The organism is Flavobacterium sp. F52 (assembly GCF_000278705.1).
In the GTDB taxonomy this organism is placed as follows: Bacteria; Bacteroidota; Bacteroidia; order Flavobacteriales; family Flavobacteriaceae; genus Flavobacterium; species Flavobacterium anhuiense.
The window spans coordinates 85,839-100,003 of the sequence record NZ_AKZQ01000026.1 but is presented as its reverse complement, the minus strand read 5'-3'; the positions used below and the strand labels follow the sequence as shown (position 1 = coordinate 100,003).

Here is a 14,165-nt window from a genome sequence, read left to right as displayed (position 1 = left end):
AAAATGAACGTTTTAAACAAAAAACACTTTCTTACGGTAAAAGACCATTCTGTTTCAAAAGAAATTTTTGATTTGTATTATGATGAAGAATTAGACATGCTAATTACTTCTCCACAACCTGAACTTCAAAATTTGGGTAAATATTACGAAAGCGAAGATTATATTTCGCATACAGATAACAAACGTTCGTTGTTTGAAAAAGCCTATCATTTCGTAAAAAATATTGCGCTTAAGAATAAATTGAATCTTATCAATAGCCAGCAACCAAAAAAAGGAAAACTTTTGGATATTGGTGCTGGAACCGGAGATTTCCTTTTAACAGCAAAAAATGATGGTTGGGAAACCATTGGAGTAGAACCAAGCGATCGTGCTAAAAATATTGCTAAAGAAAAAGGAATTTCATTTGTAGAAGAAACTAGCGCTTTAGAAAGTAATTCTTTGGATGTAATTACCATGTGGCATGTTTTAGAACACGTTCCAAATTTAGAGGTTCAGATTCAAGAATTGAAGCGTTTATTAAAACCAACTGGAACATTAATTGTTGCGGTTCCAAATTACAAATCATTCGATGCAGGTCATTACGAAACTTTTTGGGCTGCTTATGACGTGCCAATTCACTTTTGGCATTTTTCTAAAAAATCTATTCAATTGCTTTTCGAAAGAGTAGATATGAAATTAGAAAAGATACTTCCAATGAAGTTCGATTCGTTTTATGTCAGCCTTTTATCTGAAAAATACAAAACAGGAAAGATGAATTACATCAAAGCTTTTTTCATAGGTCTAAAATCAAACTGGAAGGCAAAAAGCTCAAAGGAATATTCTTCGCATATTTACGTTTTAAAAAACAAATAAAAATTAAAATCATTGAAAGCCATTTTGCCTCCAAAAGACAAGATGGCTTTTTTTAGTTGATATAAAACAAGACAAAAAGTTACTAGAATATTGCGATAACATTGGTTTATGGCTATATTTTTTTCTATAAATAAAAACAATATCATAAATTTTGCGCATTTTTTAAACTTTATGTTGATGCTATTGATTTTTTTATATTTTTGTCTTCAATACTTAAAAAATAGAATTTAAAAAAAATGAAAAAAGCATTAGTTATTATCGCACTTTCAGTTTTCGCAGTTTCTTGTAACAAAACAGCAGAGGTAAAGGAAGTAAAAACAGCTTACGTGGATACTTCGGTTTTGATGAAAGAATACACTGAGGCAAAAGATTTAGAGGCAAAGTATAAAGCTCAAGCGGAAGAAAAAGGTAGACAATTACAAGCTGAGATTTCACGTTTTAAACAAGACGCTGCTAGTTTTCAAAGTCAGGCACAAGCAAACGGTCAAGCTTGGGCACAGCAAAGAGGTGCTGAATTGCAAAAAAGAGAGCAGCAATTAGGTTATGCACAACAAGCATTAGCTCAACAGTTACAACAAGAAAGTGGTGTTGAGATGGATTCTCTTGTTAGTGGAGTTAAAAAATTCATTAAAGATTACGGAAAGAAAAACGGTTACTCTTACATCTACGGAACAGGAGATGCTGCAACAATTTTGTATGCTGAAGAGAAATACGATATCACAAAAGAAATTATCAAAGCTTTAAATGATAAATACAAAGCAGAGCCAAAAGCAGATGCAAAACCAGCAGCTGAAACAAAAGAAGGCGAAGCAAAAAAATAAAAAACTACCAAACTAACTAAATTACTGAAAACCTAAATCCACTAAGATTTAGGTTTTTTTTTTATAAAAATGCGGTAATTTTATTATTTAATACAAGCCCAATGCAGAACGTTTCAGAAGCGGCAGCTTATACTTTGCAATTCATTAATCAGACTCAGAAATCTATTTTCCTTACGGGGAAAGCAGGTACTGGAAAAACTACGCTTTTACGCGAGATTATCGCGACAACGCATAAAAATACTGTGGTCGTTGCACCTACGGGAATTGCAGCTTTGAATGCTGGTGGTGTCACAATCCATTCTATGTTTCAGCTTCCGTTTGCTGCTTTTATTCCGTCGTATGAAGGAAGTGCTCAATTTACCGAAACGGTGAAGTTTGAAAACAAAGAATCATTGCGACGTCATTTCAAGATGAATAATGTCAAGCGAAATGTAATCAAAAACATGGAGCTTCTTGTGATTGATGAAGTCAGTATGCTTCGCGCCGATTTGCTTGATGCAGTCGATCTCATGATGCAGACCGTTCGAAGAAATACACAGCCATTTGGTGGAGTTCAGGTTTTGTTTATTGGAGACTTGCTTCAGTTGCCGCCAGTTATTCGCGATGAAGAATGGCGAACGCTGAAAAACTATTATCGCGGAAAGTTCTTTTTTCATTCACATGTTCTCCAAACATATCCGCCAATTTATATCGAATTGTCAAAAATTTACCGACAGACAGACGATGCTTTTATTTCGGTTTTGAACAATTTAAGAAATAACCAGATCACTCCAGAGGACATAGCTATTCTAAATCAGTATGTTAAGCCAGATTTTGATTTCAAAGAGAACAAAGGTTATATCACGCTCACAACCCATAATGCTAAGGCTGATTCTATCAACTCGCAGTCAATCAATGATTTAGATGGAAAAGAATATATTTATACGCCATTTGTGGTGGGAGATTTTCCTGAAAAGATATTTCCTGTTGAGGAAGAATTGAAATTGAAAGTTGGCGCACAGATCATGTTCGTCAAAAATGATCTGTCTTTTGAGAAGAGATATTTCAACGGAAAGATGGGTGTTATCAAATCGCTTTCAGACGAAGAAATCTTTGTTCACTTTCCAGAAGAGAACATGACATTGGAAGTTGATAAGTACGAATGGAAAAATATCCGCTACAAAGTCAACGAACAAACCAAAGATATTGAAGAGGAGGTTTTAGGAACTTTTGCGCATTACCCGATCAAGCTGGCGTGGGCGATTACGGTACACAAAAGCCAAGGTTTAACTTTTGACAAAGCAGCGCTCGATGTATCGCAAGTTTTTCTGCCCGGGCAAGCCTATGTAGCACTTTCGCGTTTGCGTTCCTTAAATGGGCTTATTTTGCTTTCTCCGATGCAGATGAATGGTATTTCCAACGATCAAGATGTGATGGATTACGCTTTAAACAGAGCAACGGAAGAAACTTTAGAGAAGGCGCTTCACTTCGAAACCAAAAATTTTATTCATAACTATTTGGTTAACAGTTTTAATTGGGGTGAATTGGCGCAAGAATGGCGAAATCATCGTTTCAGTTATAACGAAAATGCGGCAGGTTCCGAAAAAACGAAACATGCGGTTTGGGCACATAAACGGATGGAAACTATGGAGCAGCTTTTAGATCCTTCGCAGAAATTCATTTCTCAACTCAATAAAATTTTCATCAAAGAAACAGTCGATCTGTTTTTTGTGAAAGAAAGGGTAGAAGCGGCCTACGATTATTTTTTCAAACCAATGGACAAATTAGTTGATGATCTAATTTATAAAATGGCTGAAATTCAAAAATTTAAAAAAGTAAAAGAGTTCTACGAAGAGCTTAATTTTTTAGAAGATCTCCAGACAAAAGCCGTTTTGAGATTGATGAAAGCCAAATTACTAATTGAAGTAGTAGTTGCAGGCGAAGCTATCAGTAAAGAAAAGCTTTCGTCGCCAAATATTAAAAATTACAAAACGAACAAAGCGGAAAGAATCCGAGAAGAGCTGAAAACGACAAATACAGACATTTTTAGAACAGAAGAGCCTGTTGTTCGATACAAATCAGCTAAAGCGGAAAAAAATGAGCTTAAAACGGCTAAAAAAACGACAGTCGAAGAAACATATGATTTGTGGATGGAGAAAAATTCGGTTGAAGATATTGCGAGAATGCGTAAATTGAATGTTCAAACAATCGAAGGGCATTTGATTAGACTTATTCAAGCGAAGAAAATTGAAATCACTGATGTTTTGCCTTATGATAAAATTTTGGCTTTGCGTGAGGCGTTTCAGTTTTATCAGGAAGAATCTTTGAGTCCTTTGAAAGAAAAATATGGAGATGAATTTACTTGGGACGAATTGAAAATGTTCAAAGCGAGCATAAATTGATTTTTTGGAGCGTCCTACGTGAAACAGTGTTTTCAGTTTTTCAAAATTTTAATTACTAACGTATTAAATTATTTCTGATATGAAAATATTTAAATTATTGCTAACAATTTTGGTTTTTAGTTCTTCGTTTCTGAATGCGCAAGATTTGAAGCCAGAATACCAAAAATTCATTTCGAAATTTATTCTTGAGGTAAAAAGCAACGATAAAGAAGCAATTGCAAATCGAGTAAAATTTCCGTTCAAACGTGAATATCCAATTCCGCCAGTGAAAGACAAAGCCGATTTTATAAAAAGATATAATCAGATTTTTGATAAAGTTTTGATTGAAAAAATTGTAAAATCAAATCCAGCAAAAGATTGGTCAGAAGTAGGCTGGAGAGGAATTATGCTTAATCAAGGTGATTTGTGGATCGATACGGATGGAAGAATCATCAGTATAAATCATCAGTCTGAGGAAGAATTGAAATTGAAAAATTCAAAGATTTCAGAACAGAAAAAAAATGTAAATCCGTCACTATCAAATTTTAAAGAACCTGTCGCAATTCTCGAAACCTCTAAATTCAGAATTCGAATTGATGATTTGGGAAATGATAACTATCGATATGCATCATGGTCTCTGAACCAGAAGATGACTGACAAACCAGATCTAGTAATTGAAAAAGGAACTTTTCATGCTGATGGAACTGGTGGGAATCATCATTACGAATTTAAAAAAGGTAATTTCAGATATGAATGTCATTTCATTGTTTTGGGTGAAAAAGGTTCAGCTCCTGCGATGCTGATTGTTTATCAGTCAGAAAAAGAAATTTTATCTCAAGATGCGAAAATTGTTTCACGATAAACAGTGGATGATAGAGAGATACAAAAAAATCCCGTTCTTTTGAAACGGGATTTTTTTTGATTTATAGATTTTCGACTAGAATCCAAGCTTGTGGATTTTCGCCTTTTTGTATTTCTTTTTGAGCTTGTTCAGCTTCTTTCATTGTAGCATAACTTCCGTACAAAACAGGAAATAAGCCATGTTTGTTTTCTTTCAGCATTCTAGCTTTGAAACCATCTTTGATGAGTTGATTGTAAGCTTTTCTAGCATTAGCTTCACTTCTGAAAGCACCAGCCATAATATGATAAGGCATTGTTGGTTCTGCAGTTTCAACTTTGGCAGAATCAACAGAAAGAGTTACAGCTGGAAGCGGACTTTTGATAAAAAAAGTGGCTTCTTGAATTTTGTTCTGTACTTTTTTCTGAACTGCTTGTTCTACAACAAGTGTTTGGTTATCGATTTGATTTTGATATAATGGGTAACCAATGCTTCCTGTAATTCCAAGTCCCAGAACTAGAATTGCTGCATAACGCAAGAACGGGTTTGAAGATTTGGTTTCTTCTTCGTTTTCGTATAATAAAACAGCATCTTTTTCTTTTGCCACAATCTTTTCGATTTTTTTCTCAAAAGCCTCTTTTTTCACCATCGGAGAAACGAAAGGACTTAATCCAAAAGAAGTTGCCAGATAATTGGTTTGGTCGTTTGGTTTAAAAACAATATTGCTTTCAGAATTTAAACGCAGTTCTCCAATGTTTTTTAAAAGAATTACGCCTTCTTCTTCCAATGTTTTTTTCCAGTTCAAAACCTCAAATGCAATTGCGCTTACAGCAAAACCATAAGATGTTTTTTCTGCTTGTGCAATATGATTTGCCAACAATCCGTCATTGTTTTTGATGCGACTGTTGAAAGAAATGGTTTTTTTTGGAGGAAAAAACGAATTAGTGCTTTCATTTAGCTGCGCCGAATGTGTTTCGGTTAAAAATGCACCAAATCCTGGAACTGTTACACACTGATAACGATACAATAACTGTGAGATATATACTTCGATTTTCATATTAACAAAGTTAGCCAACGCGTATAGTTATCAAAATTTTATTCACAATTTTTATTAACAATTCAGAATTATTTTTAGATAATTCGTTTTCAATTAATTAGACTAACGATTGCGCGCTTTATAAAATGTTTCGATAATTTATTTTTAAATTTTATTAAGAAATTACATTGTTTTATAGATATTTGCCCTTCAAAAAAAGTAGATTTATTTTTTCTATTTTACATAATGTTAAAAACAATGAGCGATCAGGAATTATTTAGTTTACTTGCCTTATTAAAGGTTGATGGAGTGGGAGATATAATGGGCAAGAAATTGCTTAATTCGTTTGGCGATGCTTCTGCCATTTTTAAAGCTAAGAATTCTGAGTTGGCAGCTGTTGACGGAGTTGGATCAGTTTTGATTAAGAATCTTAAGGATAAAACTATTTTCGAAAAAGCCGACAAGGAACTGTCATTTATAAAAAACAATAATATTCAGGTTTCTTTTTTTCAAGATGAAAACTATCCAGAAAGGCTTAAACATTGTTTTGATGCTCCAATTCTAATTTTTACTGCGGGTAATCTTGATTTCAAGAAAAAAAGATTAATAAGTATTGTCGGAACCAGACAGATTACCTCTTACGGAATTGATTTTTGTAAAAAACTTATAGAAGATTTGGCTCCGTTAGATCCTGTTATCGTTAGTGGTTTTGCTTATGGAGTTGATATTGTGGCACATCAAGCATCAATGGATCATAACTTGCAAACTGTTGCTGTGCTGGCCCATGGACTTAATCAGATTTATCCGCGTACGCATAAAAAGTACATGGCTAAAATGGAAGAGAACGGTGGATTTATAACGGAGTTTTGGAGCGATTCTAATCCTGATAAAGAGAAATTTGTGCGTCGAAATCGAATCGTCGCGGGAATGACAGAAGCAACTATCGTCATAGAATCTGCCGATAAAGGCGGATCATTAATTACGGCAAATATGGCCAACGAATACAATCGAGATGTTTTTGCCGTGCCAGGAAGAGTGACCGATAAATACAGCCAAGGCTGTAATAATTTGATTAAAACGCAGAAGGCAAATCTGTTAACAAGCGCCGCAGATTTAATTTATATGCTGAATTGGGATATAAAAGAAAAGCCGAAAAATATTCAGAAACAGCTTTTTATTGATTTAGAACCTCAAGAACAAAAGGTTTATGATTTTCTTCAAAAAAATGGGAAAGAATTATTAGATATCATTTCAATTGAATGCGAAATCCCAATTTTCAAGCTGTCTGGGATTTTGATTGGTATGGAATTAAAAGGCGTTATTAGACCACTTCCAGGAAAACTTTTTGAATCAATTTAACGCAGAAAATCCTATATATTATTTTCTTGTAAAATGTTTGTACAATCGATATAGAATATAAATCACCACTAAGCCGAATAGTATATTCAAGACTTGAAATAGATATGGCGGAACGTTATAATCTTCAATATACTTATCCATTTTTTGTTTTTAAATGATTAATATACATGAAGTTACAAAAAAATAATTAAAATCAATGTTAAAAGAAAAACGCTGACCAAATTTAAAATGATCAGCGTTTCTTTAAAAGATAGTTTTTGAATTATTTTTCAAATCCTAAAACTTCTCTAACTTTTGCTAAAACACCATCAGCAATTACAGAAGCTTTTGCAGCGCCCTTTTTCAATAAAGCGTCCACTTCTTCAAGGTTGTTGATGTAGTAGTTATATTTCTCTCTTTCAGTTTTGAATTTTTCTGTAATCAATTCAAACAAAGCTTGTTTGGCATGACCGTAACCGTAATTCCCACCTAAATAATTTGCTCTCATTTGGGCAGTCTGCTCTTCGTTTGCTAAAAGAGAATAAATTGCAAATGCATTACAAGTATCTGGATTTTTTGGCGCTTCAAGCGGGGTACTGTCAGTTTCAATGCTCATTACTTGTTTGCGTAAAGCCTTATCATCCAAGAAAATGTTTATGATATTATTAGCAGATTTACTCATTTTCCCGCCATTTGTTCCAGGAATCAGCATAATGTTTTCCTGAATTTTTGCTTCAGGAAGAACAAATGTTTCACCCATTTGGTGGTTAAAACGTGATGCTACATCACGAGTAATTTCTAAATGCTGCAACTGATCTTTTCCAACAGGAACAAATTCAGCATCGTACAATAAAATATCGGCCGCCATCAACATCGGATAGGTGAAAAGTCCCGCGTTAACATCGTCTAAACGATCAGCTTTATCTTTGAAAGAATGAGCTAAAGTCAATCTTTGAAACGGAAAAAAACAGCTTAAATACCAAGTCAATTCAGTAGTCTGAACCACATCAGATTGTCTGTAAAATGTAACTTTTTCAGGATTTAAACCACAAGCAAGCCAAGCCGCAGCTGTGCTATAAGTATTTTCTCTTAAAGTTTTTCCATCTTTAATCTGAGTGATTGAATGCAAATCGGCAATAAACAAATAAGATTCATTTGCTGGATCATTTGATAACTCAATTGCCGGAATAATTGCTCCTAATAAATTTCCTAAATGCGGTGTTCCTGTACTTTGAACACCAGTAAGTATTTTTGCCATTCTCGTTTTTTTCTTAATTGCAAAGTTCGTGAAGTTTTTTATAACCGCAAAGTTCATAAGGATTTTGGTTAAAGTTTTACCAATTTACTGTATGTTTTTTAACGCAAAGTGCGCAAAGGTTTTTCGCAAAGGAAATAAGCTTATTTCTGAAAGAACCGCTTTGCTGTAAGTTCACAAAGCTTCATCTTAAGCAAAATAATCTTTTATGCGTAAGTATTATTGTTAGAATTGAAAAATAGGAAAATATTTATAAATTTGATTTTTGAATATGACAGAAAACGAAATATCAAATATTATAATTGGCCTTGCTATAGATGTCCATAAAAAACTCGGACCAGGTTTATTGGAAAATGTTTATAAGGAATGTTTGTTTTATAAAATTAAACAAAGAGGACTTCTTGTAGAAAAAGAGAAAGCTTTGCCATTAGTTTTTGAAGAAGTTCAACTTGATTGCGGATATCGGATTGATTTGCTTGTAGAGAACAAATTCCTAATTGAAATCAAAAGTGTTGAATCACTAACTGTTAACCATTTAGCACAAACATTAACCTATTTAAGATTAGGAAATTTTTGACTTGGCTTGCTCATAAATTTCAGTGAAAGTTTATTAAAAAATGGTATTAGAAGAGTTGCTAATAATTTATAGATAAAGCTTTGCGAACTTATAGCAAAGCAAATTTTCACATTTATTGCTTTAAAAACTTTGCGAAAATACTTTGTGAGCTTTGCGTTAAAAGAAGCCTTACACTAGAAAAAAAATCTTGTTTAGAATTCATTTCTGTTTTCTTACATTTGAAGCTATGAAAATATTTAAAATTGCTTTTTGGATTCTTTGGAGAGTTTGGTTTTATGTCTTGATGGCGATTCCAATACTCATTATGTTGCCTTTTTTGCTTATTTCTATCCTTTCTGAGAAAGGATATCCGTATTTCTTTAAAATGGCCCGCATTTGGGCTAAATTTATCCTTTTCGGAATGGGTTTCTATTACACCGTAAAACGCGAACAGAAGCTCATTAAAGGGAAAAGTTATATGATTGTGGCTAATCATACCTCAATGACTGATATTATGCTGATGCTGGCACTTATAAAAAATCCGTTCGTTTTTGTTGGAAAGAAAGAATTGGTGAAGATTCCGCTTTTTGGATTTTTTTATAAACGCACTTGTATTTTGGTTGACAGAAGTTCTTCTAAAAGTAAAAATGAAGTATTTAAAAGAGCTCAAAATCGTCTTAACCAAGGTTTGAGTATTTGTATTTTTCCGGAAGGGGGAGTTCCAGATGACGAAAGCATTTTGCTGGATGAGTTTAAAGATGGTGCATTCAGATTGGCAATAGATCATCAGATTCCGATTGTGCCAATTGTTTTTCCGGACAATAAGGAGCGTTTTTCATATACGTTTATGAGCGGAAGTCCTGGTAAAATGCGAGCTCGAATTTTGCCGTTTGTAGAAACAAAAGGTTTGACAAGCGATAACCGAAAAGAGTTACGAGACCAAGTTAGAAATATGATTTACAATGGTTTGATCGATTTTCAGAAATAAGCATAAAAACATTATGTAAAATACAAAATCCGGCAGATTAATTTATCTGCCGGATTTTCTTTGAATTAAAAACCCCTATTTTTATTCAAAAGTTATTATCTGTGAATTATCTTTTCTGAAATAAAACGCAATACTTTCTTAAATTTTAATTTGGTTTTTCTTCGGTTTTTATTGTACAACAATTCTATTTTTTCTTTCATGATTAAAAATATTAATGGTTGATAATAAAGAGTTTGGTTATTAACTCAAGTTAATTTCACATTATTATAGATACAGAAAATTTAAAAAGGTTGCGTTAGAATTTAAATTAAAACAGAATTTTTTGATAAAAACCCGCTAGTTTAAACAACTAACGGATTTTTTTACTCAAATAACCAATCAACGTAAATTCTAAAAAAAACTCCAATTGATATATGGCAGTACCAATTACAAACTGCTTTTTTTTAATAGATGACGGTTTAGTAAAAAGGTTGCGTAGAAATTTAATTTTTTTTCATAATAAAAAAGCCGAGTGATTTTTGTGTAATCACTCGGCTTTTAAAGTGTCTTTTTTTGACTTATTTTTTAGGCATTGGCCAATTCTTTCATGTGTTCTTTAATCTTAACTTCTAGTTCTTCAGCAAGTTCTGGATTATCCTTAATTAAAGTTTTAACAGCATCACGTCCTTGTCCTAGTTTTGTGTCGCCGTAGCTAAACCAAGATCCTGCTTTTTTAACAATGTCAAATTCAACAGCTAGGTCTAAGATTTCACCAGTTTTAGAAACTCCTTCTCCGTACATAATGTCAAACTCGGCAGTTTTAAATGGAGGTGCTACTTTGTTTTTAACAATTTTAACTTTAGTTCTGTTACCAATTACGTTTTCACCATCTTTAATTTGAGCAGAACGACGAATATCTAAACGTACAGAAGCGTAAAATTTAAGTGCGTTACCCCCGGTTGTAGTTTCTGGATTTCCGAACATAACACCGATTTTTTCACGAAGCTGGTTGATGAAGAAAACTGTACAATTTGTTTTGCTGATAGTTCCAGTAAGTTTTCTTAAAGCCTGAGACATCAAACGTGCATGAAGACCCATTTTTGAATCTCCCATTTCGCCTTCAATCTCACTTTTTGGAGTTAAAGCCGCAACAGAGTCAATTACAACGATGTCTATAGCTCCGGAACGAATAAGGTTTTCAGCAATTTCTAAAGCTTGTTCTCCGTTGTCTGGCTGAGAGATAATTAAGTTCTCAATATCAACATTTAATTTCTCTGCGTAATTTCTATCAAAAGCATGTTCGGCATCGATAAAAGCAGCAATACCACCTGCTTTTTGAGCTTCTGCAATGGCGTGAAGCGTCAAAGTTGTTTTTCCAGAAGATTCTGGACCATATATTTCGATAATTCTTCCTTTTGGATATCCGTTTACTCCAAGAGCTAAGTCTACACCTAGTGAGCCAGAAGAAATCGTTTCTACCTCTACAATGGCTCTGTCGCCCATTTTCATTACGGTTCCTTTTCCGTAGGTTTTATCAAGTTTATCAAGCGTTAATTGTAGTGCTTTTAATTTGGCTTCTTTCTCTGAACTCATTTTTTTTAATATCTAAATTATTATTTTGTCTTTTTGGATAAATATAAGAAAAATCTTATATATTTTTATTAATCAGTTTTATAATTTGTAAAATTACTTCTTTTTTTGAAGTTTGATTGTTCCAAATTGTCACAAAATTGTTCTATACAAATAAAGCCTTTAATTCAGTCGCGTCGGTTGGTTTTATTTTTCCGGCCAGCAGTAAACTCAATTGTTTACGACGAAGCGCAGCATCAAATCGCTGAATTTCTAATTCGGTTTCAGGTACAATTGCTGGAACTTCAACTGGTCTTCCGGTGTCGTCTACGGCAACGAAAGTATAAATTGCTTCGTTGGCTTTAGTTCTGTTTCCAGATTCGCGGTCTTCTACCCACACGTCAATAAAAACTTCCATTGAACTTTTGAATGATCTAGAAACCTTTGCTTCTACGGTTACAACGCTTCCAAGCGAAATGGCTCTGTTAAAAGCAACGTGATTTACAGATGCCGTTACTACGATTCGGCGAGAATGCCTGCGGGCCGCAATACTTGCCGCACGATCCATTCTGGCTAATAACTCACCGCCAAAAAGATTGTTTAAAGGATTTGTTTCGCTCGGTAAAACTAAATCAGTTAAAATAGTTAGGGATTCTGAAGGATGTTTTGGATTCATTTTTTATAATAATTTTTTTTAATGCCACTCCCGAAAACCCATCGGGATTACAATTCACAGATTTTCAATCTATAAAATCTGAGGCTTTTTTTTTTAAAACTTTAGTTGAATTAATTCAACCAATAAACAGCCATTACAGCTGGTATAAAATATATAACAATGGTTCTTGCACCATCGTAATCTTTTGCAAGTCTTTGTCCGAAAAGCATCATTAGTAAACAGATACAAGAAAAGATAGCTCCATAAAAACCAAATTCTCTGCCATTATTTGTAAACAATTGAATTGCGCCCACAACACATAAAATTCCAGAAATCAATTCTAAAATCAATAAATGTAAAAGGGCAAGCGGAACTTGATTTTTTAAAGGCGTTTTGGCAAAATGTTCTTTTAGCCAGGTGACATTATCTTTCCAGTAAAAAATCTTTTCGTAACCGGATTGTAGAAAAGTTAAAGCTAGAAAAGCCAAAAGCAAAATTGAGGCAACATTGTTCATTATGAATTATTTTTTATGAATTAAACGAGTCAATTTGATCGATAAATCGGTAAGGATAATTTTTGCATTTCCATTTCTTTCAATATGATACATAGCATCTGAAAGTTCTTTGAATATTTCGTGGATATTATTTCCGTTTACGAAAGGAGCAAAATTCTCTAATTTAAATTTATCCACTTTTGGTTCGATATAAACTAAATCTTGTGCCTGATAATTTAGCATAAGAGCTTGTCGAAACATTTCAATACAATATTGAATAAATTTTTTCTGGCTTTCGCGTCCCAGCGCAGCAATCTGTTCGCTCCAAGAAATTAAATCCTGAATTGCTGCGGCATTTCCTTTTGCCCTAAAAGCAGCACGAACCCAGTTGACAAACCATTGTTCGAACGGAAGATCGTCATCATCTTCTTTTAACAAGTGCAATGCTTTATTAAAGTTCCCTTGAGCTTGATGCGCAATTTTTTTGGCTAATCCCGCATCTATGTTTTCTTCGCTAACTAAAGCGTCGGCAATAACTTTTTCTGGAAGCCCGCTAAAGTGGATCACTTGGCATCTTGAACGGATGGTTTGTATAATATCTTCTTCATTTTCAGAAATCAGAATAAACATCGTTTTGTCTGATGGTTCTTCGAGAAGTTTCAAAAGTTTGTTGGAGGCTGCGATATTCATTTTATCAGCCATCCAGATAATCATAATCTTATAGCCGCCCTCGTAAGATTTTAGCGAAAGCGATTTTAAAACTTCTTGTGCATCTTCTACACGAATTTCCCCTTGTTTGTTTTGAACACCGAGAATTTTGTACCAATCGAACAAACCGCCGTAAGGCATTTCTTGAATAAAGCTTCGCCAATCCTGAATAAAATCTAAACTTTTTGGTTTTGTTTTTACGTCTTCGGTTGTAACGGTTGGGTAAATAAAATGCAGATCGGGATGAGAGATGTTATCAAACTTTAGATTGCAAGAATCATTTCCGTTTGAATTTTCATTACCGGTATTGCCACATAAAATATATTGTGCATAAGCAATGGCAGTTATTAATGTGCCGCTTCCTTCTGGGCCAACGAATAATTGAGCATGAGGAATTCTACCAGAAGCAGCACTTTTTATCAAGTGGCTTTTGATGTAATCTTGACCTAAAATTTGAGAAAATTGCATGACGCAAAGATAGAAGAAAATGTGTAGGCAAAAATTTCAGAAGTAAGATTATTTATTCGTTCCAATTTTCAAATTTAGGTTCGAAGTTTTCGAATGATTTTTTGATTTTTTTTGGATCACTTTCGACAGAATTTTGTTAATAAATATCTTCAAGTGAGTAAATATCAAGATGTTTTTGTTAATATTTTTTTTCCAATTTCGGTAATCGAAGGTGTTTTTTTGATTATTTATAGAGTTAATTTTATATT

Annotated in this window: 13 protein-coding genes; 7 read left to right on the top strand and 6 right to left on the bottom strand. The window is 33.6% G+C overall.

All coding sequences use genetic code 11. From position 1 onward, the window contains the following. The first annotated feature begins 3 nt into the window (after positions 1–3). From FF52_RS11860 to FF52_RS11845, 4 genes are all read left to right on the top strand, one after another. Positions 4–852 (top strand): class I SAM-dependent methyltransferase, encoded by an 849-nt coding sequence (locus FF52_RS11860; protein WP_008465754.1) that lies wholly within the window; start codon positions 4–6, stop codon positions 850–852. A 236-nt stretch (positions 853–1,088) separates the two neighbouring features. Then, complete coding sequence (locus FF52_RS11855) at positions 1,089–1,673, top strand: OmpH family outer membrane protein (protein ID WP_008465752.1); 585 nt, start codon at positions 1,089–1,091, stop codon at positions 1,671–1,673. Between the two features lie 101 nt (positions 1,674–1,774). Beyond that, the gene (locus FF52_RS11850) at positions 1,775–4,054 is read left to right on the top strand and encodes a helix-turn-helix domain-containing protein (RefSeq protein WP_008465750.1); all 2,280 of its coding nucleotides are present in this window, start codon (positions 1,775–1,777) and stop codon (positions 4,052–4,054) included. A 79-nt stretch (positions 4,055–4,133) separates the two neighbouring features. Continuing rightward, positions 4,134–4,895 carry a hypothetical protein gene (locus tag FF52_RS11845; protein WP_008465748.1) on the top strand — a complete coding sequence of 254 codons (762 nt, stop codon included), beginning with the start codon at positions 4,134–4,136 and terminating at the stop codon, positions 4,893–4,895. A gap of 61 nt (positions 4,896–4,956) precedes the next feature. On the opposite strand, the gene FF52_RS11840 is transcribed toward FF52_RS11845, so the two are convergent. Next, positions 4,957–5,928, bottom strand: a complete 972-nt coding sequence (locus FF52_RS11840; RefSeq protein ID WP_008465745.1) for an SPOR domain-containing protein — start codon at positions 5,926–5,928, stop codon at positions 4,957–4,959. 237 nt (positions 5,929–6,165) lie between these two features. On the opposite strand from FF52_RS11840, the gene dprA reads away from it, so the two are divergent. Further along, positions 6,166–7,266, top strand: coding sequence for a DNA-processing protein DprA (gene dprA, locus FF52_RS11835; RefSeq protein WP_008465743.1), 1,101 nt, complete (start codon positions 6,166–6,168; stop codon positions 7,264–7,266). A gap of 262 nt (positions 7,267–7,528) precedes the next feature. Here the strand turns inward: dprA and trpS are convergent, their stop codons facing one another. Then, complete coding sequence (trpS, locus tag FF52_RS11830; protein WP_035691448.1) at positions 7,529–8,503, bottom strand: tryptophan--tRNA ligase; 975 nt, start codon at positions 8,501–8,503, stop codon at positions 7,529–7,531. 268 nt (positions 8,504–8,771) lie between these two features. Here trpS and FF52_RS11825 point away from each other — a divergent pair, with 268 nt between their 5' ends. Together FF52_RS11825 and FF52_RS11820 are read left to right on the top strand one after the other, a co-directional pair. Continuing rightward, positions 8,772–9,077 carry a GxxExxY protein gene (locus FF52_RS11825; protein WP_008465740.1) on the top strand — a complete coding sequence of 102 codons (306 nt, stop codon included), beginning with the start codon at positions 8,772–8,774 and terminating at the stop codon, positions 9,075–9,077. Between the two features lie 226 nt (positions 9,078–9,303). Then, positions 9,304–10,044 carry a lysophospholipid acyltransferase family protein gene (locus tag FF52_RS11820; RefSeq protein ID WP_035691445.1) on the top strand — a complete coding sequence of 247 codons (741 nt, stop codon included), beginning with the start codon at positions 9,304–9,306 and terminating at the stop codon, positions 10,042–10,044. A gap of 564 nt (positions 10,045–10,608) precedes the next feature. Here FF52_RS11820 and recA read toward each other — a convergent pair. The 4 genes from recA to FF52_RS11800 all read right to left on the bottom strand — a co-directional run bounded on the left by recA (position 10,609) and on the right by FF52_RS11800 (position 13,917). After that, positions 10,609–11,616, bottom strand: a complete 1,008-nt coding sequence (recA, locus tag FF52_RS11815) for a recombinase RecA (protein WP_008465737.1) — start codon at positions 11,614–11,616, stop codon at positions 10,609–10,611. Between the two features lie 142 nt (positions 11,617–11,758). After that, positions 11,759–12,268: an acyl-CoA thioesterase gene (locus FF52_RS11810; RefSeq protein ID WP_008465736.1), complete on the bottom strand. Its 510-nt coding sequence runs from the start codon at positions 12,266–12,268 to the stop codon at positions 11,759–11,761. Between the two features lie 110 nt (positions 12,269–12,378). Further along, the gene (locus tag FF52_RS11805; protein WP_008465735.1) at positions 12,379–12,762 is read right to left on the bottom strand and encodes a hypothetical protein; all 384 of its coding nucleotides are present in this window, start codon (positions 12,760–12,762) and stop codon (positions 12,379–12,381) included. Between the two features lie 6 nt (positions 12,763–12,768). Further along, positions 12,769–13,917, bottom strand: a complete 1,149-nt coding sequence (locus FF52_RS11800) for an ATP-binding protein (protein WP_008465734.1) — start codon at positions 13,915–13,917, stop codon at positions 12,769–12,771. Positions 13,918–14,165: the final 248 nt, after the last annotated feature.

What these genes read in the sequence shown, in the direction of transcription:
- FF52_RS11825 (WP_008465740.1), top strand. Translation starts at nt 8,772, where the DNA reads ATGACAGAAAACGAAATATCAAATATTATAATTGGCCTTGCTATAGAT.
- FF52_RS11820 (WP_035691445.1), top strand. Translation starts at nt 9,304, where the DNA reads ATGAAAATATTTAAAATTGCTTTTTGGATTCTTTGGAGAGTTTGGTTT.
- trpS (WP_035691448.1), bottom strand. Translation starts at nt 8,503, where the DNA reads ATGGCAAAAATACTTACTGGTGTTCAAAGTACAGGAACACCGCATTTA.
- recA (WP_008465737.1), bottom strand. Translation starts at nt 11,616, where the DNA reads ATGAGTTCAGAGAAAGAAGCCAAATTAAAAGCACTACAATTAACGCTT.
- FF52_RS11800 (WP_008465734.1), bottom strand. Translation starts at nt 13,917, where the DNA reads ATGCAATTTTCTCAAATTTTAGGTCAAGATTACATCAAAAGCCACTTG.
- FF52_RS11860 (WP_008465754.1), top strand. Translation starts at nt 4, where the DNA reads ATGAACGTTTTAAACAAAAAACACTTTCTTACGGTAAAAGACCATTCT.
- FF52_RS11850 (WP_008465750.1), top strand. Translation starts at nt 1,775, where the DNA reads ATGCAGAACGTTTCAGAAGCGGCAGCTTATACTTTGCAATTCATTAAT.
- FF52_RS11840 (WP_008465745.1), bottom strand. Translation starts at nt 5,928, where the DNA reads ATGAAAATCGAAGTATATATCTCACAGTTATTGTATCGTTATCAGTGT.
- FF52_RS11855 (WP_008465752.1), top strand. Translation starts at nt 1,089, where the DNA reads ATGAAAAAAGCATTAGTTATTATCGCACTTTCAGTTTTCGCAGTTTCT.
- dprA (WP_008465743.1), top strand. Translation starts at nt 6,166, where the DNA reads ATGAGCGATCAGGAATTATTTAGTTTACTTGCCTTATTAAAGGTTGAT.
- FF52_RS11810 (WP_008465736.1), bottom strand. Translation starts at nt 12,268, where the DNA reads ATGAATCCAAAACATCCTTCAGAATCCCTAACTATTTTAACTGATTTA.
- FF52_RS11845 (WP_008465748.1), top strand. Translation starts at nt 4,134, where the DNA reads ATGAAAATATTTAAATTATTGCTAACAATTTTGGTTTTTAGTTCTTCG.
- FF52_RS11805 (WP_008465735.1), bottom strand. Translation starts at nt 12,762, where the DNA reads ATGAACAATGTTGCCTCAATTTTGCTTTTGGCTTTTCTAGCTTTAACT.